The sequence below is a fragment of the Bradyrhizobium sp. HKCCYLRH3073 genome, from assembly GCF_051167995.1.
In the GTDB taxonomy this organism is placed as follows: Bacteria; Pseudomonadota; Alphaproteobacteria; order Rhizobiales; family Xanthobacteraceae; genus Bradyrhizobium.
In genome coordinates this window covers 82,265-103,907 of the sequence record NZ_JBNPUD010000001.1, presented here as the reverse complement: position 1 = coordinate 103,907, position 21,643 = coordinate 82,265, and the positions used below count along the sequence as shown (strand labels likewise).

At 66.9% G+C, this 21,643-nt stretch carries 17 protein-coding genes; 6 read left to right on the top strand and 11 right to left on the bottom strand.

Annotated features, from left to right (window positions below):
- Positions 1-34: 34 nt before the first annotated feature.
- On the bottom strand, positions 35-667 hold the full coding sequence (locus ACQR1X_RS00455; protein WP_434863843.1) for a TetR/AcrR family transcriptional regulator: 633 nt from the start codon (positions 665-667) through the stop codon (positions 35-37).
- Between the two features lie 311 nt (positions 668-978).
- On the opposite strand from ACQR1X_RS00455, the gene ACQR1X_RS00450 reads away from it, so the two are divergent.
- The 4 genes from ACQR1X_RS00450 to ACQR1X_RS00435 all read left to right on the top strand — a co-directional run bounded on the left by ACQR1X_RS00450 (position 979) and on the right by ACQR1X_RS00435 (position 7,630).
- Positions 979-2,100 (top strand): efflux RND transporter periplasmic adaptor subunit, encoded by a 1,122-nt coding sequence (locus tag ACQR1X_RS00450; protein ID WP_316217588.1) that lies wholly within the window; start codon positions 979-981, stop codon positions 2,098-2,100.
- On the top strand, positions 2,097-3,173 hold the full coding sequence (locus tag ACQR1X_RS00445; protein WP_434863842.1) for an efflux RND transporter periplasmic adaptor subunit: 1,077 nt from the start codon (positions 2,097-2,099) through the stop codon (positions 3,171-3,173). The genes ACQR1X_RS00450 and ACQR1X_RS00445 overlap by 4 nt, the downstream gene beginning before the upstream one ends.
- On the top strand, positions 3,170-6,247 hold the full coding sequence (locus ACQR1X_RS00440; protein ID WP_316238388.1) for an efflux RND transporter permease subunit: 3,078 nt from the start codon (positions 3,170-3,172) through the stop codon (positions 6,245-6,247). Before ACQR1X_RS00445 ends, ACQR1X_RS00440 begins: the two co-directional genes overlap by 4 nt.
- A gap of 108 nt (positions 6,248-6,355) precedes the next feature.
- Positions 6,356-7,630 (top strand): DUF2130 domain-containing protein, encoded by a 1,275-nt coding sequence (locus ACQR1X_RS00435; RefSeq protein WP_434863841.1) that lies wholly within the window; start codon positions 6,356-6,358, stop codon positions 7,628-7,630.
- A 115-nt stretch (positions 7,631-7,745) separates the two neighbouring features.
- Here the strand turns inward: ACQR1X_RS00435 and ACQR1X_RS00430 are convergent, their stop codons facing one another.
- From ACQR1X_RS00430 to asd, 7 genes are all read right to left on the bottom strand, one after another.
- Positions 7,746-8,639: a DUF3313 domain-containing protein gene (locus ACQR1X_RS00430; RefSeq protein ID WP_434845464.1), complete on the bottom strand. Its 894-nt coding sequence runs from the start codon at positions 8,637-8,639 to the stop codon at positions 7,746-7,748.
- Positions 8,640-8,805: 166 nt separating this feature from the next.
- Positions 8,806-9,762, bottom strand: a complete 957-nt coding sequence (locus ACQR1X_RS00425) for an EamA family transporter (RefSeq protein WP_434863840.1) — start codon at positions 9,760-9,762, stop codon at positions 8,806-8,808.
- A 212-nt stretch (positions 9,763-9,974) separates the two neighbouring features.
- Positions 9,975-12,179, bottom strand: coding sequence for a xanthine dehydrogenase family protein molybdopterin-binding subunit (locus ACQR1X_RS00420; RefSeq protein WP_434863839.1), 2,205 nt, complete (start codon positions 12,177-12,179; stop codon positions 9,975-9,977).
- A 4-nt stretch (positions 12,180-12,183) separates the two neighbouring features.
- Positions 12,184-13,200 carry an FAD binding domain-containing protein gene (locus ACQR1X_RS00415; RefSeq protein WP_434863838.1) on the bottom strand — a complete coding sequence of 339 codons (1,017 nt, stop codon included), beginning with the start codon at positions 13,198-13,200 and terminating at the stop codon, positions 12,184-12,186.
- Positions 13,197-13,706 (bottom strand): (2Fe-2S)-binding protein, encoded by a 510-nt coding sequence (locus tag ACQR1X_RS00410; protein WP_316177874.1) that lies wholly within the window; start codon positions 13,704-13,706, stop codon positions 13,197-13,199. The genes ACQR1X_RS00415 and ACQR1X_RS00410 overlap by 4 nt, the downstream gene beginning before the upstream one ends.
- A 150-nt stretch (positions 13,707-13,856) precedes the next feature.
- A complete protein-coding gene (locus tag ACQR1X_RS00405) occupies positions 13,857-14,834 on the bottom strand; it encodes an NUDIX hydrolase (RefSeq protein ID WP_315804386.1) in 978 nt (325 codons plus the stop codon).
- A 115-nt stretch (positions 14,835-14,949) separates the two neighbouring features.
- A complete protein-coding gene (asd, locus tag ACQR1X_RS00400; protein ID WP_315804385.1) occupies positions 14,950-15,825 on the bottom strand; it encodes an archaetidylserine decarboxylase in 876 nt (291 codons plus the stop codon).
- A 35-nt stretch (positions 15,826-15,860) separates the two neighbouring features.
- Here asd and ACQR1X_RS00395 point away from each other — a divergent pair, with 35 nt between their 5' ends.
- Positions 15,861-17,525, top strand: a complete 1,665-nt coding sequence (locus ACQR1X_RS00395) for an aminotransferase class III-fold pyridoxal phosphate-dependent enzyme (protein ID WP_410051444.1) — start codon at positions 15,861-15,863, stop codon at positions 17,523-17,525.
- Between the two features lie 247 nt (positions 17,526-17,772).
- Here ACQR1X_RS00395 and ACQR1X_RS00390 read toward each other — a convergent pair whose 3' ends face one another.
- The 3 genes from ACQR1X_RS00390 to ACQR1X_RS00380 all read right to left on the bottom strand — a co-directional run bounded on the left by ACQR1X_RS00390 (position 17,773) and on the right by ACQR1X_RS00380 (position 20,346).
- Positions 17,773-18,405: a hypothetical protein gene (locus ACQR1X_RS00390; RefSeq protein WP_316177869.1), complete on the bottom strand. Its 633-nt coding sequence runs from the start codon at positions 18,403-18,405 to the stop codon at positions 17,773-17,775.
- A gap of 145 nt (positions 18,406-18,550) precedes the next feature.
- Positions 18,551-19,240 carry a class I SAM-dependent methyltransferase gene (locus ACQR1X_RS00385; RefSeq protein ID WP_315804383.1) on the bottom strand — a complete coding sequence of 230 codons (690 nt, stop codon included), beginning with the start codon at positions 19,238-19,240 and terminating at the stop codon, positions 18,551-18,553.
- 50 nt (positions 19,241-19,290) lie between these two features.
- Entirely contained in the window at positions 19,291-20,346 is a 1,056-nt protein-coding gene (locus ACQR1X_RS00380; RefSeq protein WP_316217598.1) for a glycosyltransferase family 4 protein, read from the bottom strand.
- A gap of 357 nt (positions 20,347-20,703) precedes the next feature.
- Here ACQR1X_RS00380 and ACQR1X_RS00375 point away from each other — a divergent pair, with 357 nt between their 5' ends.
- Positions 20,704-21,402: a L,D-transpeptidase gene (locus ACQR1X_RS00375; RefSeq protein ID WP_434894785.1), complete on the top strand. Its 699-nt coding sequence runs from the start codon at positions 20,704-20,706 to the stop codon at positions 21,400-21,402.
- The last annotated feature ends 241 nt before the right edge of the window (positions 21,403-21,643 follow it).

The following is a 21,643-nucleotide window of genomic DNA, read 5'->3' as shown; positions in this document are numbered from 1 at the left end:
CTGATCGCCTCGATACGCCGGCTGTACCTCATCCCTACGTCCGCTTCCGCTTCGCCTCGAGAGCGCTCAGATAGGTAGCCATCATCTCGGGCAGCGCTGCGACGACGACATCGCGGCTGCGCGGATCCTGCTCGCGCGTGAACAGCAGTGTCCCGAGCACGACGGCATCGAGCGTCGTGGCCGCCTGCCTGCCGAGTTCGTCGCCGAGCCTGGCGCGCATGACGCGGTCGATGACGACCCTGAACTCGGCGTGCATGGTCTGGTCGTGCAGATCGAGCGTCGCCAGCGCATCGGGGTGGCGAACGAAGTAGCGGATCGCCCAGCCAATCAACTGCTCGATGACCTGCGGCGGCGACATCGCCGCCCATTCCGCATCGCTTCGCTGCACCACGCGGTCGAACGCCGGCTGCAGCTCGGCATCATGACGCTCGGCGAGCGCGTCGAGCATCTGATCCTTGTCGCGGAAGAAGTGATAGACCGAGCCGATCGACGCACCGGCGCGCTGGGCCGCGGCATGCATGCTGACGGCAGCGATCCCGGACTCGGCGATGATGGCGGCGGCTGCGTCGAGCAACTGCTCGCGGCGCTCACGGCCACGCGCCTGGCGCGGCGCACGGGATGTCGTGTGGGCGGGGGCATTCAGGTCGGTCGCAGCTTTACGTCGCACGTTCGCGTCATGCCTTGGCTCACCGTGGCGGCAGCGATGGCCGATGTCCCAACGGGAGCGCCCGGGCAACCCGCACAGGGGGAATTCGAAACCGCCACGAGAATGTTACTAGACGAATTATTCTAGATTTGATTGTCTAATTCACGCACTGTCAAGAGGACGGTGTTCAACTTTCGCGTGAACCTGCTTGCCTGCAACGGCGGGCGGGTTTTGCGGGCTGCTGACGACCAACAGGTGCTTTCCGGTCCCTGCGTGCTTGCGCGGCAGGACGGGAATGATCGCCACCACCCAACCGGACCGAAGATACGACCATGTCTCCATTCACAGGATCCTCTTTCCTTCGGGCACCGGGCTCACGCCTGCTGGCCGCGGCCGGCTGCGCTGCCGTCGGCCTGCTGCTGGCCGGCTGCGAGCAGAAGACGGCCGCAACCGCTCCGCCGTCCCGGATGGTGCGGACCGAGGTGGTCAAGCTGTCGGAGCGCCGGCAATCGATCACGCTGACCGGCGACGTGCAGGCGCGGGTGCTCGCAGACCTGTCGTTCAGGGTCAGCGGCCGCGTCACCGAGCGGCTCGTCGAGGTCGGCGCGCACGTCAAGGCCGGCCAGTTGCTCGCCAGGATCGATCCGGCCGAGCAGCAGGCCGATCTCGATTCCGCGGAGGCCGCCGTGGCGGCCGCGGAGTCGCAGGTGAAGGTCGCAACCTCCAATTTCAACCGCCAGCAGACGCTGATCACGAGCGGCTTCACGACGCGCGCGACCTTCGACCAGGCCCAGGAGACGCTGCGCACGGCGGAGGGATCGCTGGAGGCCGCCAAGGCCCAGCGCGACACCGCCAAGGACGCCCTGACCTACACCGAGCTCCGCGCCGACGCGGACGGCACCATCACCGCGCGCAACATCGAGGTCGGGCAGGTCGCCCAGGCCGCGCAGTCCGTGTTCACGCTCGCGCATGACGGCGACCGCGACGCGGTCATCGACGTCTACGAAGCCGCGCTGTCGCTCAAATTCGACGACAGCAAGGTCGCGCTGGCGCTGCTGTCGGATCCCTCGGTCACGGCCAAGGGCACCGTACGCGAGGTCTCGCCGACCATCGATCCGAAGTCGGGCACCGTCCGCGTCAAGATCGCGATCGAGAATCCGCCGCCGGAGATGATCCTCGGCAGCGCCGTCAGCGCCACCGGCTTCATCAAGCCGGAGCAGCGCATCGTGCTGCCGTGGAGCGCGCTGACCGCCGCCGGCAAGACGCCGGCAGTCTGGCTGGTCGATGACGGCGACAAGACGGTGTCGCTGAAGCCGATCACGATCGAGGACTATGAGACCGGCGCGATCGTGGTGTCGGCCGGGCTGCGACCGGGAGACCGCGTCGTGACCGACGGCGGCAAGCTGCTCAGCGTCGGCCAACAGATCACATTCAACGAGGAGAAGCGGTCGTGATGACGCCGATGCGCTGTGTTCTTCCGCTCGGCGCGCTCGCTCTGCTCGCCGGCTGCAACGAGAAGGCCGCCGCTCCCGATCCGGTCCGGCCGGTGCTGTCGATGAAGGTCGAACGGCAGACGGCCAACGTCTCGACGGTCACCGGCACGATCGAGCCGCGCTACAAGGCCGATCTCAGCTTCCGCGTGCTCGGACGCCTGATCGCGCGGCCCGTCTATGTCGGCGACATGGTCAAACAGGACCAGGTCGTGGCGGCGATCGATCCCGCCGCGCTCGAACTCGCCGTGCGCGCCTCGGCCGCCGAGGTCTCGCGCAGCCAGGCGCAGCTCACCAACGCGACCGGCACCGAGGGCCGGCAGCGCACCCTGCTGGAAACCGACGCCACCACCAAGGCGACGCTGGAGAGCGCCGAGCAGTCGCGTGCGGCCGCCCAGGCCTCCGTGATCAAGGCGCAATCCAACCTCGCCAAGGCGCGCGAGCAACTCGGCTACGCCCAGCTCAAGGCCGATTTCGCCGGCATCGTCACGGCCGTCGGCGCGGAAGTCGGACAGGTCGTCTCGCCCGGCCAAAGCGTGGTCACGGTGGCGCGGCCCGACATTCGCGAGGCGGTCATCGACGTCGGCGACGACATTGCGGGCGCGCTGCAGGTCGGTACGCCGTTCACGGTGCGGCTGCAGGTCGATCCGACCATCAGCACGACCGCGAAGGTCCGCGAGATCGCGCCGCGCGCCGACGCCACGACGCGCACGCGTCGCGTCCGCATCACGCTCGACAACCCGCCCGAAACCATGCGGCTCGGCACCACCGTCACCGCGACCGTGAACACCGAGCAACGGACCGTCATCCGATTGCCGTCGACGGCGATCCTGGAGCAGGACGGCAAGAGCTTCGTCTGGCTGGTGGATGACGCCAGCAACTCGGTCAAGCGCCAGGAGATCATGGTCGCCCGCAACGAGGACGGCAGCATCCGCGTCACCGGCGGCCTCGAACCCGGGCAGCGTGTCGTCACCGCCGGCGTGCACAGTCTCAAGGATGGCCAGTCCGTCCGCATCGATCAGGAATCTCAGCCGTGAAGTCCTTCAACCTCTCCGACTGGGCGCTCGAGCACCGCTCGCTCGTCTGGTATTTCATGATCGCCTTCATGGCTGCGGGCCTCTTCTCCTACGTGCATCTCGGCCGCGAGGAGGATCCGTCCTTCACCATCAAGACGATGCTGATCCAGGCCAAATGGCCCGGCGCCTCCGCCGAGGAGATGACGCGGCAGGTCACCGACCGCATCGAGAAGAAGCTCGAGGAGCTGCCGGCGCTCGACTACACCAAGAGCCTGACCGTGCCCGGCCAGACCACGGTGTTCGTCAACCTGCGCGACACGACCAAGGCGCGCGACGTCGTCCCGACCTGGCTGCAGGTGCGCAACCTGATCAACGACATCAAGGGCGACTTTCCGTCCGGCGTCGTCGGGCCGGGATTCAATGACCGCTTCGGTGATGTGTTCGGCAACATCTACGCCTTCACCAGCGATGGCCTCAGCCAGCGCCAGTTGCGCGACCGCGTCGAGGAGGTCCGCGCCAAGGTGCTGACCGTGCCCAATGTCGGCCGCGTCGACATCGTCGGCGCGCAGAACGAGGTGATCTATCTCGAATTCTCGCCGCGCAAGGTCGCCGCGCTGGGCATCGACCAGCGCACCATCCTCAACGCGCTGCAGGCGCAGAATGCGGTGTCGCCGTCCGGCGTGCTGCAGGCCGGCCCCGAGCGGGTCGCGGTACGCGTCTCCGGCCAGTTCACCTCCGAGGAGAGCCTCAAGGCGATCAACCTGCGCATCAACGACCGTTTCTTCCCGCTCACCGACGTCGCCACCATCACCCGCGGCTACGAGGATCCGCCAACCTCGCTGTTCCGCTTCAACGGCCAGCCCGCGATCGGGCTTGCCATCGGCATGAAGGCCGGCGCCAACCTGCTCGATTTCGGCGAGGCGCTGAAAGAGGAGATGACCAAGGTCGTGGCCGATCTGCCGGTCGGCGTCGGCGTGCATCTGGTCTCGGACCAGCCCAAGATCGTCGAGGAAGCGGTCGGCGGCTTCACCAAGGCGCTGTACGAAGCCGTCATCATCGTGCTCGCGATCTCCTTCGTCAGCCTCGGCGTCCGCGCCGGCCTCGTGGTCGCGATCTCGATTCCGCTGGTGCTCGCGATCACCTTCCTGTTCATGGCCTACACCGGCATCTCGCTGCAGCGCATCTCGCTGGGCGCGCTGATCATCGCGCTCGGCCTGCTGGTCGACGACGCCATGATCGCGGTCGAGATGATGGTGGCGCGGCTCGAGGTGGGCGACTCCTTGCGCAAGGCCGCGACCTACGTCTACACCTCGACGGCGTTCCCGATGCTGACGGGCACGCTGGTGACGGTCGCCGGCTTCATTCCGATCGGCCTCAACAGCAGCGCCGCCGGCGAGTTCACCTTCACGCTGTTCGTGGTGATCGCCGTGTCGCTCGTCGTGTCCTGGATCGTGGCCGTGCTGTTTGCGCCGCTGCTCGGCGTCACCATCCTGCCCGCGACCTTGCCGAGTCACCATGCCGAAGGCGGCCGGCTGACGCGGATCTTTCGCGCCATGCTCAATGCCTGCATGCGCAACCGCTGGACCACGATCGTCGCCACGGTCCTGATCTTCGGCCTGTCGGTGTTCGGCATGCGCTTCGTGCAGCAGCAGTTCTTCCCCTCCTCCGACCGCACCGAGCTGGTGATCGACTTCAACCTGCCGCAGAATTCCTCGATCGCCGAGACCAACGCGCAGATGGCGAAGTTCGAACAGGAGGCGCTGAAGGGCGATCCCGACATCGACCACTGGTCGACCTATGTCGGCTCCGGCGCGCAGCGCTTCGTGCTGTCGTTCGACGTGCAGCCCGCCGACGTCTCGTTCGGCCAGATCATCATCGTCACCAAGAGCCTCGAGGCGCGTGACCGCGCCCGCGCCAAGCTGCAGGCCTATCTCACCAAGACGTTCCCCGGCACCGACGCCTATGTGCACCTGCTCGACATCGGCCCGCCGGTCGGCCGCCCCGTGCAGTACCGTGTCAGCGGGCCTGATGTCGCAAAGGTGCGCGAGACAGCGCAGGAATTCGCCGGCGTCATGCGCGGCAACAGCCATCTCGGCGCCGTCATCTTCGACTGGATGGAGCCGGCGCGTGTCGTGAAGGTCGACGTCCTGCAGGACAAGGCCCGCCAGCTCGGCGTCACGTCCTCCGACATCGCCAACGCGTTGAACGGCGTGCTCGACGGCACCTCGATCACCCAGGTGCGCGACGACATCTATCTGATCGACGTGCGCGGCCGCGCCCAGGCCAAGGAGCGGCAATCGCTGGAGACCCTGCGCGACCTGCAGCTGTCGGGCTCGAACGGCCAGTCGATCCCGCTCGCGGCGCTGGCGACCTTGCGCTACCAGATCGAGCAGCCCGAGATCTGGCGCCGCTCGCGGCAGCCCACGCTGACCCTGAAGGCCAGCGTCATCGATCAGGTACAGCCGAACACGGTGGTCGATCAGCTCAAGCCCGCCCTTGCGGCGTTCAACGCCAGGCTTCCGGCCGGCTATCAGGTCGTCACCGGCGGCAGCGTCGAGGAGAGCGCCAAGAGCCAGGCGCCGATCATCGCGGTCGTTCCGATCATGCTGTTCACCATGGCCACGATCCTGATGCTGCAGTTGCAGAGCTTCCAGCGCCTGTTCCTGGTGTTCGCGGTCGCGCCGCTGGCCTTGATCGGCGTCGTCGCGGCGCTGCTGCCGAGCGGTGCGCCGCTCGGCTTCGTCGCCATCCTCGGCGTGCTCGCGCTGATCGGCATCCTGATCCGCAACTCGGTGATCCTGATCGTGCAGATCGAGCATCTGCGCGACGAAGGCCGCCCGCCATGGGAGGCCGTGATGGAGGCGACCGAGCACCGCATGCGGCCGATCATGCTGACAGCAGCCGCGGCCTCGCTGGCGCTGATCCCGATCGCGCGCGAAGTGTTCTGGGGTCCGATGGCCTATGCGATGATGGGCGGCATCATCGTCGGCACCGTGCTGACCCTGCTGTTCCTGCCGGCGCTCTATGTCGCCTGGTTCCGGATCAAGACGCCGGAGGCGAGCGATTCAGTCGAGCCGGCAGCGCACGGCGCCTGACGCGGGGCCTGCGTGAATCGCGGATAATTGCGTGGGATAAGCCGCCCGCGTGGGTTAAAGCCCGCGCGGCGGCCGGGTAGATTCGGCCTTCATGGAAGGATGCGAATCATGACCGATCCTCAGATCGTCTGCCCCTCCTGCCGCACCGAGATCAAGCTGACCGAGCAGCTCGCAGCGCCCCTGATCGCGGAGACGCGCCGGCAGTTCGAGAAGCAGCTCCAGGCGAAAGAAGCCGATTTCGGCCGCCGCGAGGCGCAGCTCACGGCCGCGCAGGCGCAGATCGCGCAGGCCAAGGCCGCGATCGACCAGCAGGTCGCCGCCAAGCTGAAGGCCGAACGCGCCGCGATCGCGCAGACCGAAGCCGAGAAGGCGCGGCAGGCGGTGGCCGATGAGATGGGCAACCGCGATCGCCAGCTCGCCGAGCTGCACGAGGCCATCGTCAGCAAGGACGCCAAGCTCGCCGACGCACAGAAGGCCCAGGCCGAGATGCTGCGCAAGCAGCGCGAGCTCGACGAGGCCCGCCGCGAGCTCGATCTCACCATCGAGACCAAGGTGCAGGAGAATCTCGCCGCCGTCCGCGACAAGGCCCGGCTCGAGGCTGAGGATTCGCTGAAGGCCAAGGTCGCCGAGAAGGAGACCCAGATCGCCGGCATGCAGCGGCAGATCGAGGAGCTTCGCCGCAAGGCCGAGCAAGGCTCGCAGCAGCTTCAGGGCGAGGCGCTGGAGATCGAGCTGGAATCGCAATTGCGCGCGCGCTTTCCCCGCGACCTGGTCGAGCCGGTGCCGAAGGGCGAGTTCGGCGGCGACGTGATCCATCGCGTGGTCGGCCCGGGCGGCCAGGCCTGCGGCGCGATCCTGTGGGAATCCAAGCGCACCAAGAACTGGAGCGATGGTTGGCTCGTGAAGCTGCGCGACGACCTGCGCGCCGCCAAGGCCGACATCGCGCTGATCGTCTCGAGCGCGCTGCCCAAGGGGGTCGACGGCTTCGACCTGATCGACGGCGTCTGGGTCGCCGAGCCGCGCTTCGCGCTGCCGCTGTCGCAGGCGCTGCGCCAGTCGCTGATCGACGTCGCCTGCAGCAAGCTCGCGCAGGAGGGCCAGCAGACCAAGATGGAGATGGTCTACGCCTATCTCACCGGCCCCCGCTTCCGCCACCGCATCGACGCCATCGTCGAGCGCTTCACCGAGATGCAGTCGGATCTCGACCGCGAGCGCAAGACGATGATGCGTCTGTGGGCCAAGCGCGAGGAGCAACTGCGCGGCGTGCTGGATTCGACGGCGGGCCTGTATGGCGATCTCCAAGGCATCGCCGGCCGCGCGATGCAGGAGATCGAGAGCCTCGACGTGCTGCTGATCGAGGGCAAGAGCGAGGCGGCGGAGTAGCGCGCGCCGGCCGCGCCCCGAGGCGTGCCAGCATCACGCCGCATCAACGCTTTTTCCGATGCAGCCGCATCGCGCCGCGTCTCGCTTTGCCGTGGCATGCGGATGCAGATGACCGCTACTGCTTCGCCATCTGCGTGCTCGCCTGGGCGTCGCTCGGCACAGCCCCCTTGTCGACCCATTCCGGCGGGGCGCCCAGACGGTTGGCGACCATGCCGATGAGCCCGGGGTCCCTGCCGAACGCCTCGCACGCCGCGTTCTTCGGCTTGCCGCCGAGCGCCGCGCCGATGCGTTCGATCGACGGCAGCTTCGGTGGCTTGCCGAACGGGGTCTCTCCGGTCACGAGCATCTGGCCGAAATCGGCGCTGAACGAACTTGCCAGATCGTAGGCATCGCCGGCCTGCGACAGCACCGGCGAGTTGGTGAACGAGTTGGCGCCGCGCGCCCACACCATCGCGGCCTGCTGCCGGCCCTTGCGGTCGAGCGCTTCCGCCTCGATCGTGAGACTGCCGAGCCCGATCGGCAGCCGCGGCACTGGGACGGGGACGCCCAGCGCGCCAGGCACGGCCGACACGACCTTGGACGCGCCGGCGGCAACCGGATCGGTCGGCGACGCCTGGGTGATGAAGGTGCGCGTCGTCAGATCGGCTCTCTGATTGGGCGCAACGACCGTGAAGCGTTCGCTCAGGTTGAGACACAGCGCGCGGTCGACCGCATTGGCGACGAGCTGCCGCTGCTGGTCCGTCAGCACCGCGCCGGCCTGCCCCGAAAAGGACGTCGGCATGATACGCACGGTCTGGGCCGCGAGCACATTGTCCTTGTCGACGTTGAGCTGCGACTTGGCGAGCAGGCCGTTCGATTCCGCCAGCGCCTGATAGGATGCGAGCGCGCCGCTCTGCGTCATCTGCGCCGTGGCGCAACCCGACAGGCCGAGCGCCGCGCACAGCATCGTCAGGCGGATGGTGGCGGGGGCACAGGATCTCACGAAAGCCGCGACGTCGATCTCGACCATGCTTCTCCCGCCTCACGCCCACAATGATCGCCCTCTCGCGGGCGGCGCATCCTTCTCCGAGATTTCGGACGGCGTGGGGCGGAAGCATGGAGAGATGTTTCGAAACGGCACCAACCAAGGAGAGAGTGCGGCGAGCGTGTGCGTGGCACACGCCGCTGCCGCGGCCTCACACGCCGCTGGTGATGGCGATGACGCCTGCTACGGCCAGCACGGCGCCCAGCCAGGCCGCCGGCGCGGGCCTTCGCCCGGTGCTCCACCACAGCAGCGGCAGGATCATGACGGGCGTCGTCGACGACAGGCTAGAAACGATTCCAACCGGCCGGCTCGTCAGAGCAAACAAGACGAGCGTCATGCCGATGCCCATCCCGAGCACACCGCTGAGCGCCGATCGGATGACGATTGATCTATCCACCGCGGCCGAGTTGCGGAAACCCGGAACGGCGGACAAAGTGAGCAAGGCTGCCAATCCGATCGCGGCACGAATGGACGTGGCCAACGCCGGGTCGAGGCCGGCAGCCATCACGGGACGCGCGATCAGGACAGCCGCCGCTGCGAACAGCGCCGCCGCGAGACCGAACACGAGCCCCACGCGCAGCGAGCCGTGTGTCTCCTGGGCGATGGTGCCAGGCTGCCTGAAGATGATTGCGACGGACACGCCGCCGACGATACACCCTACTCCCATGATCTTGATCGCCGACAGTGCTTCACCAAGCCAAAAATAGCCGAGCACGGCCGCAAATGCAGCCCAGCTGGCATAGACGACGGCCGTCAGGCGTGGCCCCAGTCGCGCCAGTGCAGCATAGAAGCAGGAGTCGGCGACGACGACCCCGAGCAGGCTCGATGCAGCCAGCATCAGCAGCTGATCCCCCGGCGGCGCGGCCCAGCGGCCTCGCAGCGTCACCAGGGCCAGCATGGTGAGGAGCGCCGCTGCGAGACGGATCGCGTTGAACCTGACGGGACCGAGTTGGCGAACGGCCGACGGCGCAATGAGGTTGCTGACGGCGATGCTGAAAGCAGCCGCCAGTGCAGCCAGATCGGAGAGCATGATGAACGGCCACACTGCAGAGCGATCTGTTTCTGATCGTCCAGCAATCTGGCCCTGGCAACGGCCGCGGTCAAGCAATCACATCGCCGACGACACACGCCATCGTCCCGCGGGAAGCCAGTACCCCACGGCATTGGTCACGACAGTGCCGCCGAGCCGGATGCCCGCCAGCGCGGGACACGACAATGGTCGTGACGCACATTCACATAACATGGGTCTCACAGTTGGAGCCGTTCTGGGATCTTCCCCGAGACCCCTGACAGCCGTCGGCTGTCGGGGGCGAGACCGGCTCACCCCACGACCTTGTCCAAGGTGATCGGCAAATCCCGAATACGCTTTCCGGTGGCGTGATAGACCGCGTTGGCGATCGCCGCGGCGACGCCGACGATGCCGATCTCGCCGACGCCCTTGATGCCCATCTTGTTGATGGTGCGATCCTCCTCGTCGACGAAGATCACCTTGATATCGTGAACGTCGGCATTCACCGGCATGTGATACTCGGCGATGTTGGCGTTCATGATGCGCCCAAACCGCTGGTCGATCTGGGCTTCCTCGTGCAACGCCATGCCGATGCCCATGACGACCCCGCCCATGATCTGGCTCGAAGCCGTCTTGGTGTTGAGGATGCGCCCGGCGGCGACGGCATTGACGATGCGCGTCACCCTGACGACGCCGAGCTCCTCGTCGATCTTCACCTCGGCGAAAACGGCCGAATGCGTGTTGTGCGCGTGCTTGTCGTCGTCCTCGAACTCCGAGCCGCGCTCCTTTTCGATCCGGTCCATGCCGCCATGGCGCATGACGTCGGCCATGGGCACCGAACGATTGCGATCCGCGATGGCAACGATCGCGCCACCCGCGAGCGTCACCTCGTCGGCCCCAAGCCCCTGCAAAGGCGAGCCCGGGATGGTGTGCGCGATCTTCAAAAGCTCCGCCCGGATATCATCAGCGGCGTTGACGATCGCATGCGAGATCGAGGCTGCGGTCCATGAGCCGCCCTCCACCGGCGACTTCGGCAGCGTGGAGTCGCCGAGCTTCACATTGATGCTGTCGAGCGGCACGCCGAGCATGTCGGCGGTGACCTGTGCCATGATCGTGTAGGTGCCGGTTCCGATATCGGAGGTCGCGCTCGACACCTCGACATGTCCGTTGGCCGTCATCACAATCCGCGCCGCGAACGGCATCTGCAAGGCCTCCCAGGCCCCGCTCGCCATCCCCCAGCCGACGAGTTCTCGGCCGTCACGCATCGACCTCGGCTCCGGATTGCGCTTCGACCAGCCGAAGGCCCCGGCGCCCTGCTGATAGCACTCCTTCAGCCGCTTGCTGGAGAACGGCAGATCCTTGTCCTGATCCCGATCGGAATAGCAGCGCAGGCGCAATTCGAGCGGATCCATCTTGAGCGCGACGGCGAGTTCGTCCATCGCGCATTCGAGACCGTAGACGCCACTGGCGGCGCCGGGCGCGCGCATGTCGCCCGGCGTCGGCACGTCGAGCCTGGCGAGCCGATGCGTCGCGCGCGAAGTGGCGGAGGTGTAGAGCACCTCGCCCCAGCCGATGTCGTTGCGCGAGAACGCCTCGTGCTGCGAGGTCATTGCGATGGCTTCTTGCGTCAGCGCCGCCAGCGTGCCGTTCTCACGGGCGCCGAGCGCCAGCCGCTCGATCGTCGCCGGGCGATAGCACAAGCCATACATCTGCGCACGGCTGAGCACGACGCGCACCGCGCGCTTCAGCTTCAGCGCCGCCATGGCGGCGAGCACCACCTGATATTGCGGCCGCAGGCCGGAGCCGAACGCGCCGCCGACGAACGGCGACATCACCTGGACGTCGTCCTCCTTCAATCGGAAAACGCTGCAGACATAGCGCTGCACGTTCTGGACGCCCTGGGTCTTGTCGTAGACCACGAGCTTGCCGCCCTCACGCCAGAGCACCGTCGACGCGTAGAGCTCCATCGGGTTGTGATATTCGATCGGCACGCCATAGTCCGCGTCGTGACGCACGGCTGCGCCGGCGAGCGCCCTTGTCGCGTCGCCGCGTGGCTTCATCGGCTTGTCGACCTTGAAGGCCTGCTCACGTCGCGCATGCAGACCGGTCGCAAAGCTCTTGGCCTCATACTCCACCACGACCAGCGTCGCCGCGAAGCGCGCCGTGTCCTCGTCCTCGGCCACGACCAGCGCGACCGGCTGAAAGTTGAAATGCACTTGGTCGTCGTAGAGCGGGCGATAGGGCGAGCCGTCCTCCGGCGCGACTTCGTCGCGATAATCGTCGTCCTTGTCCGCCATCCTGACCCGGTTGGTGTGGGTCAGCACGTCGATCACGCCGTCGACGGCGAGCGCGCGGCTGGGATCGATGCTGATGATCCGCCCTCTCGGAATGGTGGAACTGACCACGACGCCGAAGGCGAGGCCCGGCGCGGTGAACTCGGCGGCATATTTGGCGGCACCGGTGACCTTGGCGCGGCCGTCGACGCGGGAGGTGGCAGTGCCGATGTGAGCTGTCATGACGTCACCGGATGGTCTTGATGGCTTGGATCTGCGGGGTTGCGTTCGCGGCCTGGGTCAGCGTGCGGACGATCGCGCGACGCGCGAGCGGGATCTTGAACGCATTGTGCCCGGAGCTTTTGGCTTCCTTGAGCAGGATGTCCGCGGCACGGCCGAACGCCTGGGGATCCGGCGCCTGCCCGCGCAGCGTGTCCTCGGCAGCCTGGTTGCGCCACGGCTTGTGGGCGACGCCACCGAGCGCCAATCGTGCTTCGCGGATCTGGCTGCCGTCGAGATCGAGCGCAGCGGCGACCGAGACCAGTGCGAAGGCATAGGACAGCCGGTCGCGGATTTTCAGATAGCTGTGGTGCGACGCGAAGCCTTGCGGCGGCAGCTCGATCGCGGTGATGATCTCGTCGGCACGAAGCGTGTTGTCGAGATCCGGCCGGTCGCCAGGCAGCCGGTGGAAATCGGCGAAGGCGATGAGGCGCTCACCCGAGGCCCCGGTAACATGCACCGTGGCGCCGAGCGCGGCCAGCGCGACGCACATGTCGGAGGGATGGGTCGCGATGCAGTCGGCGCTGGTGCCGAGGATGGCGTGGCCTCGGTTGAGGCCATCGATGGCCGAGCAGCCGGCGCCGGGTGTGCGCTTGTTGCAGGGCGTGGCGACGTCGTAGAAATAGGCGCAACGTGTCCGCTGCAGCAGGTTGCCGCCGGTCGAGGCCATGTTGCGGAGCTGTGCCGAGGCGCCGGCGAGGATCGCGCTCGCCAGCAGCGGATAGCGGCTCTCGATGACCGGGTGATAGGCCAGCGTGCTGTTCGGCACCAGCGCGCCGATCCTGACGCCGCCGGCGCTCGTCTCCTCCACCTTCGTCAACGGCAGGCGGCTGATGTCGATCAGCTGACGCGGCTGCTCGACGTGATACTTCATCAGGTCGATCAGGTTGGTGCCGCCGGCGATGAACCTGGCTTCCGGTACCGCCGCCTTGAGCTTGACGGCCTCGGCGACATCGCTCGCGCGGGCATAGTCGAAATTGTTCATCGTCCTCCTCCCATCGCCTGTTCGATGGCGCCGACGATGTTCGGATAGGCGCCGCAACGGCAGATGTTGCCGCTCATCAGCTCGCGGATCTCCTCCTTCGTCTTCGCCCTGCCCTCGGCGATCAGGCCGGCCGCCGAGCAGATCTGGCCCGGCGTGCAATAGCCGCATTGGAAGGCGTCGTGATCGATGAAGGCCTGCTGCAGCGGGTGCAGGTCATCGCCCTTGGCGAGTCCCTCGATGGTCGTGATCTCGGCGCCGTCCTTCATGACCGCGAGCGTCAGGCAGGAGAGCACACGGCGGCCGTCGATCAGCACGGTGCAGGCGCCGCACTGGCCGTGATCACAGCCCTTCTTGGTGCCGGTGAGATCGAGATGGTTGCGCAGGAGATCGAGCAGCGTGGTCCAGGGCGCCACCGGCAAAGTACGCAATTCGCCGTTGATCTGAAGCGTGACGGACAGAGGCGCAGGCCTGGAAAGGGGTAAGGCATTCTCGCGCGACGCGCTCATGCGGGGTCTCCATTGACGGACCCGCATCAACCCGCGATGGCGCCAATGGTTCGCAACAATTTTTCAGCAGCGGCCAGCGGGACTTGCCCAGGCCAGCACGTGCAAAGGGCGGACGGTGCAACCGCCTGGTCGGTCGCGTCGCCGTCCGGCTCAAGCGGCGCGGCCGAGCCACGCCCGCATTTTCTCCGCCAGGCTGCGGCGGCGCGGTCCGTCCTGCGCCTCGTCATCGACGGCGGCCGCATCCTCAGGCGGCATGGCCTCAGCGCCGGGATCAAGCCCGTCCTCACTTTGGCGGCTCACATCGGCATCCGGCGCGACCGGGGTGGGCAGCAGCGACTTGATCGCGGCGGCGACCGCTTCGATGCGCTCGAGGTCGGCGGGCTCGCGTTCCATCGCTACGGGTTCGGCCGGCAGCGGGGCTAGGTCCGCCTCCACCGACATAGCCGTCGTCTCCAAGACGATCGGTTCGGATTGATCGAGGCCGGGCGCCGCAGCCGCAAGCACGGCTTCGGCGGGCTGCTCGCCCTGCACGTCGATCGCGAGGTCGGCGATCTCCGGCGCCGGGGCGGGCTGCTCTACGATCCGGCTGCGGCGCTTCCTGGCCGTTGCAGGCTTTGCCGCGAGCGCCGCCGTCTCCACCGCGGGCTTCTCGACCGGCTTCTTGTCAGCGGCGGTCTTCGCCGCCACCTCGGGCGCGGACTTCGCTTTGGTCTTGCGGATCAGGCCTGCCAGCGCGTAGGGCCCGACGGTCTCCAGGAAGGTCTTCTCATGGTCGCGCGACAGCCGCCCCACTGCCGCATCGAGCGGCAGCCAGTCGACGGCGCGGACATCGTCCATCAGCGGCTGCGACGGCTCGCCGGCCGCTTCCATGCGCCAGTAGTGCACGACCTTGGAACGCGTGCCCGTGTCGTAGACCAGGGTGCCGAGAAATTCATGCACGGTGACCTTGTGGCCGGTCTCCTCCAGCACCTCGCGCTTGGCGGCGTCGCGGGGCGTCTCGCCGTCGTCGAGCTTGCCTTTCGGCAGCACCCATTCGTCACGCTTGCGCAGGCGCACGACCGCGATGCGCGGCGGCTGTTCCCGCCGCAGCACGATGCCACCTGCCGCCATGATCGGCGCTCTCGCCATCGCCTCTCCCGAGCCGCAACGACCGCAACTCCCGCGGTCTGATTCGTCAGTTGAACGCTCCGATATAGGACTGCGCAACGACGAAATCGAGATTGCGCAGGCAGGGACCCGACATTCATCCGGCGGCGACGCGCCTGCGCCACAGTGGCTGGCCGGCGCGAATGCGGGCGCCCTCCGTGACATTGGGACAGAACGTGAAGTCGCCCGGCGCGAGCAGGATGATGGTCGAGCCGTGCTCGAACCAGCCGAGCTCGTCGCCCTTGCGCACATTGTTGTGACAGGGGTAGGCGAGCGGCCGCTCGGTCTGCGCGTTCAATACGCGGTCGAGCGCATGCAGGCGGATGCTCGCGACCAGGATCGCGGCCACCGGCACGATCGTGAACGGCTCGCCCGAGGCGAGATGCGTGCGGATCACGGCGCGCTCGTTCTTGCAGAACAGCCGCTCGACCCGCTTCAGCGCGATCGGATTGACGTTCCAGACGTCGCCATGGATCAGGCTGACATGCTCGAGCGTCATGTCGTACGGCGCATGGAAGCGGTGATACATGCTCGACGTGAGACGCAAGGTGACGAAGCAGCCGTTGCGGTGGGTGTCGACCACGGCGGGATCGGCGACGAGCTCACGCAATGAATAGGGTGCGCCCTTGATCTGATAGAGCTCGCCGTCGCGGATCAGACCGTGCGCGCCGATGATGCCGTCCGACGGGCTGGTGACGATGGCAGGATCGGGATCGAACGGCCGCAGGCCGGGCTTCAGCTCGCGCGTGAAGCAGGCGTGCAGGCTCTTGAAGCGGTTCTCCTTGGCCTCGGAGAGATCGAGGTCGGAGAACAGCTTCCACAGCGCGATCGAGGCGTCGCGGACCAGCGGATTCTCGATCTTGGAGAACCAGCCCATGAAACGGGTCAGCGCGGCGCGCGGCACGCGGTTGGTGAGCAGGAAGTTGAGGTCTTCCTGTTGGGTGACGGAGGCGATCAGGCTTTTGACTGTCATGAATCTGTCAGCAGGAGTGGTTAGCGCTTTTGGACATGATGGAAAACTCGATTCCTTATGTATCGCTCGCCGTTGGCGCTGCCGTGACGGCCGCCATGGCCCCGAAGGTCAAGGCCCGCATCGAGCTGTCGCGCGCCAAGCACCGCTCGCTGGCCGGCCATTCCAAGATGTCGCGCCGGATCTCCAGGCTGATCCCGCGCTATGAGTTCGAGATCGACGACTTCTTCCGCTCCGACGGCGCGCCGCAGGCGATCGCCACGAAGCGCCAGGACGGCTTCTTCCGACTCGGCGCGTTGTTCCAGGAGAGGTTCGCCAAGAGCCGCGCGCTGACGGCGGAGGCCGCAAGCCGCATCTCCGACCTGCAGTTCACCCAGAGCTACCGGGTCCCCTTCCAGTACAGCCGTCTGGTCAAGGAGCAGCTCGGCGCCGGCTCGTTCATGCAGGCCTCCTCGGGCGTCACCCTGACCGATCTCGACGGCAACCGGTTCTACGACCTCACCGGCTCCTACGGCGTCAACATCTTCGGCTACGACTTCTACAAGGAGTGCATCGCAGCCGCCGAGCGGCGCGCGAGCGCGCTCGGCCCGGTGCTCGGGCTCTATCACCCGGTCGTCGCCGACAACGTAAAGCGCCTGACCGAGCTGTCCGGCATGGACGAGGTCTCGTTCCACATGTCTGGCACCGAGGCGGTGATGCAGGCGGTGAGGCTCGCGCGCTACCACACCGGCCGCAGCCATCTGGTGCGCTTCGCCGGCGCCTATCACGGCTGGTGGGGCGACGTGCAGCCCGGCGTCGGCAATCCGATCGCGCCGCACGAGACCTACACGCTCGCCGAAATGTCCGAGCGAACCCTGCATGTCCTGCGTACCCGCCGCGACATCGCCTGCGTGCTGGTCAATCCGCTGCAGGCGCTGCATCCGAACGGCAATGCGCCCGGCGATTCCGCGCTGGTCGATTCCTCGCGCAAAGGAAAGTACGACCGCGAGGCCTACACCGCCTGGCTGAAGCAGCTGCGCGAGGTGTGCAGCGAGCGCGGCATCGTGCTGCTGTTCGACGAGGTCTTCCTCGGCTTCCGGCTCGCGCCGGGCGGCGCACAGGAGTATTTCGGCATCACAGCCGACATGGTCACCTACGGCAAGAGCCTCGGCGGCGGACTGCCGATCGGCGTCGTCTGCGGCAAGCGCGAATTGATGCGCCGCTTCCGCGACGACCGCCCGGCCGACATCTGCTTCGCGCGCGGCACCTTCAACTCGCATCCTTACGTGATGGCGGCAATGGACGAGTTCCTGAGCCGGCTCGACAGCCCGAACTTCCGCGCCATCTATGACGGCCTGGACGAGACCTGGAATGGCCGTGCCGCGCAGCTCAACGCGGACCTCACCGCCAAGGAGCTGCCGGTGCGCGTCTCCAATCTGCAGTCGATCTGGCTGGTCGAGTACACCGTGCCGTCGCGCTACAATTGGATGCTGCAATACTATCTGCGCGCCGAGGGCCTGGCGCTGAGCTGGGTCGGCACCGGCCGCTTCATCTTCAGCCTGAATTACACCGACGCCGATTTCGCCGAGGTGACCAGGCGCTTCGTCTCGGCGGCCGAGAAGATGAAGCAGGACGGCTGGTGGTGGAACGACGGCACGCTCACCAACAAGGCGATCAAGCGCCAGATCCTGAAGGAGATGCTCGGCGCCGCGTTCGGGCGCTGAGGCCAGCGCCTCCGCCGCTTGCGAGGGAGGTCGGCGGGCTCGCAGAGCCCGACGGGTGGGGGCCGCGGCACGACGCGCTCTCACGATCAGCGGAGCAAGCCTGTCCCCTCCCCGCCCCTCCCCCGCAAGCGGGAGAGGGGGCGCACTGCCCTTGCCGCGACAGCCTGCGTTCAACATCGACAGCCCCCACAAACACCGATGCCCGGGACCGGCCCGGGCATCGCGCAACTCCGACGCATCGGTCCGATCAGGCGTGCTGCTCCTCGAGGGTCTCGCCCATGAGATGCAGGCCCGGATCGATCAACTCGCCGCGCAGCAGCGCCAGCGGCGCCGAGCGGTACTGCATGAAGTCGTTGAACGGGTCGGTGATGATCTTGGTCATCCAGACGAGGCCGGTCTCGACGTCGCGGATGAAGAACAAATGGATGGTGCGGAACAGCAGGCCACCGATGCCGATCACGAGCCAGAGCTTGGCGGTTTCGCGGACGAACTCCATCGCCGAGGTCCAGGGCGGCAGCAGGCCGAACAGGGTCGGCTGCAGATACAGCACCACGGGGGCCGCGGCCCAGATCGACATCAGCACGACCTTGCGCTGCAGATTGTAGCCGACCTTGATCTCTTCCTTGTGCTCGTGGGTCGCCTGGTTGACGTGATCGTAGCCCTTCGGCTCGAAGAAGAAGTGGCCCGCCTGGCGCGAGGTCATCGACACCAGCCAGCCGATCAGCGCCGAGACCAGCGGATCGAACACCATCATCACGTAGGCGATCATGAAGCTGAGCGCGCTGACAAAGTGCAGGCTCTGATTGATACGGCTGTGATGATAGTAGCGATGGTCGTCCCAGCGCTGGATCCGCAGCTGCTCCAGGAAATGCTTGATCATGGTTGCTCCGAAGTATGAGTTGCAGGTCGTGTACAGGGATTCGGTGTAGATCGTGTGACATCATCAAGATGTCACACGATCGGACGCAGTGAAACGTTTTGGACTACGGAGAACGCCGCAGCGGCGGTAGACGGTCGCCGCGGCTTCAAGCCGCGGCAGCACGCTCCAGCTTGCGGAAACGGACCAGCGAGAAATGGCCGAGCGGCGGGATCAGCCGGCGCTCGACCAGCTCCATGCGCTGCGCTCCGGCGAGCCAGCGCATGTAGCGCGACCAGCCGAATTCGGCGGTGCGGAAGCCGAGGCGGCGCACGACCGGCTGCAACGCCTGCTCGATCACGCGGCGCATGCCGGCATCGGCGCTGACGCGGGTCAGGATGATCAATTCGCCGCCCGGGCGCAGGACGCGGGCGAACTCATCGAGCGCGACCTCCGGGTTCGGCACCGCGGTGACGACATATTGCGCCATCACGACGTCGAACGAATCGTCGGGGAAATCGAGCTGCTCCGCGTCCATCACCGCAAGCCCTTCGACGTTCTTCAGCCGCTGGTCGGCGACGCGGCGCATCGCCTTGCCGAGCATCGCCTCGGAGATGTCGGTGCCGAACACGCGCACATGCGGCGCATAGAGCGGCAGCGAGATGCCGGTGCCGACACCGACCTCGAGCACGCGGCCGCCGAGCTTGTTGGTGGCCGATATCGCGGCCTGGCGGCCCTTCTCGAACACGCCGCCGAACACGAGGTCGTAGATCGGCGCCCAGCGGTCATAGGCCTGCTCGACCTGCTCGCGATCGAAGTCGAGCTCCCGCGCGCCGTCGAGCTTCATGGTTTCTGCCATCGTTACATCTCACTTGGTTTGGAATTGATGGAGTGACGCAAGATCCGCCGTCAGCCGCGCACCGCGCTCTGGCCGGCCAGCACCGGGGTCGGTCGCACGACGCGGGACGGCTGCAGCACGGCGAGATTGCCGATGAACTGGCGCGCGCTGTTCTCCCAGGAGCGGTCGAGCGCGAACGCCCGGCAGGTCTCACGCGACATCGTCAGCGCCTTCAGGCACGCCGCGCGCAGATCCCAGTCGATCGCCCCGATCGGATGGTCGGCGATGACGTCGAGCGGACCGGTCACGGGGAAGGCCGCGACCGGCGTGCCGCACGCCAGCGACTCCAGCTGCACCACGCCGAACGTATCGGTCAGGCTGGGAAACACGAAGACGTCGGCGGCCGCCATGTGCGCGGTCAGGTCCTTGCCGGTCTTCTCGCCGAGGAAGTGCGCGGTGGGGAAGCGACGCTCGAGCTCCGCCTTCTGCGGACCGTTGCCGATCACGACCTTCGAGCCCGGCAGGTCCAGCGACAGGAACGCCTCGAGGTTCTTCTCGACCGCGACACGGCCGACGGTCATGAACACCGGGCGCGGCAAATCGAGCGTGACCGGCTCATCCGGATTGAACAGTTTCGTATCGACGCCGCGGGTCCAGAAACCCAGCTTCTTGAAGCCGCGCGACGCGAGGTCCTGCTTCAGCGAATTGGTCGCTACCATGGTCATCGCGGCCGCATCGTGGAAGCGGCGCATCACCCAGTAGCCGACGGCATCGGGAATGCCGGTGCGCACCGAGACATACTCAGGGAAGCGCGTCGTGTAGGACGTCGTGAACGGCAGGCCGTGGCGCAGGCAGTAGCGGCGCACCGCCCAGCCGATCGTGCCTTCGGTGGCGATATGGATCGCATCGGGTGCAGCGGCCTCGATGCGGCGGGCGATCTCGCGGCCGTTGGTCACGGCGAGGCGCAGGCCCGGATAGGTCGGCACGCCAAACGACGGAAACCCCTCCGGCGTGAGGAAGGTGATGTCGGCGCCGAGGCCTGTGGCCGCGCGCGCCAGCGAGGTGAGCGTGCGCACGACGCCGTTGACCTGAGGGTGCCAGGCGTCGGTTGCGATTAAGATCCGCATAAGGCGATCCGGAAAGTTGCTGCGATTCTGAACAGCCGCAAAATCCGACATTGTTATTTCAGGCGTGTGACGTCATCGAACTGTCGAAGGGTCTTTTTGGCCGCCCGCCGCTGTTTTCCCCGCGATCCGTGGCCGTCCCGCGCGGGCGCTGTCGTGAAACCGTCATGAAACAAACGGTTAAGCCGACGAAACCGTTTTGCGTGCAGCGCGCAAACGCAACGAAACTTTTCTCCCCTATGAGTTGCAGCATCGGGCGTTGGTCAATGCGCCGCAAAGAATGATGACAGGCAACTGATTTTGACGACGCCGGCCGAGACAAGCGCGGCGCGCACCAAGCGATCAAACGAGGGGACGTCCATGGTCACGCCGGGCACAGTGTATTCGTCATCCCGCATTCTCTTTGGTGTACTCGTCGCATCCGCAATCATGGCGGCGACGCCGACGCAGGCGGCACCTCCCGCGCCACTCCCCTTCCCGTTCCTGCTGCCGCCGCCGATTGCGGCCTATGAGCCGCCGGCGACGGCGCCGCAACTGATCACACCGCGCGAGGACGAGGCGACCGCCTATGAGTTGCCGGCGCGGCTGCGCCGCCAGGTCGTGAGCTATTCGACTCGCGAGGCGCCGGGCACGGTCGTGATCGATACGCCTAACAAGTACCTCTACTACGTGCTCGGCAGCGGCCAGGCAATGCGCTACGGCATCGGCGTCGGCCGCGACGGCTTCACCTGGTCGGGCGTGCAGTCGGTGACCAGGAAGGCGGAATGGCCGGACTGGACGCCGCCGCCGGAGATGATCGCACGCCAGCCCTATCTGCCGCGTCACATGGCCGGCGGTCCCGGCAATCCGCTCGGCGCCCGCGCGATGTATCTCGGCGGCACCGTCTACCGCATCCACGGCACCAACGCGCCGGAGACGATCGGCACCCATGTGTCGTCGGGCTGCATCCGCCTGACCAACCAGGACGTGATCGACCTCTATTCCCGCGTCAGCGTCGGCGCCAAGGTGATCGTGCTGCCGATGGAGCGCCGCGCCGATCTCGGCCGCGTGACGCGCTAGCCCGCGCCGCTCGTTCCTTCTTCCGGATCCTCCCTGACTGGACCGCCGAGGCCCAAAAGCCGCGGCGGTCATTTCTTTGCGCGCATGTCGGCGTTCACCATCACGGCCGATTGATGATGATCCGCGTCACGGGCTGCCCTGGCGCGCCTCCGTCCGGCCCTGTAAGCTCGGCAATCTTGTATTAACCGCGATCTCGCCGCTTCCGGCATGGGCCGGCGTGGCAGCTGGAGTCCGTGGATCC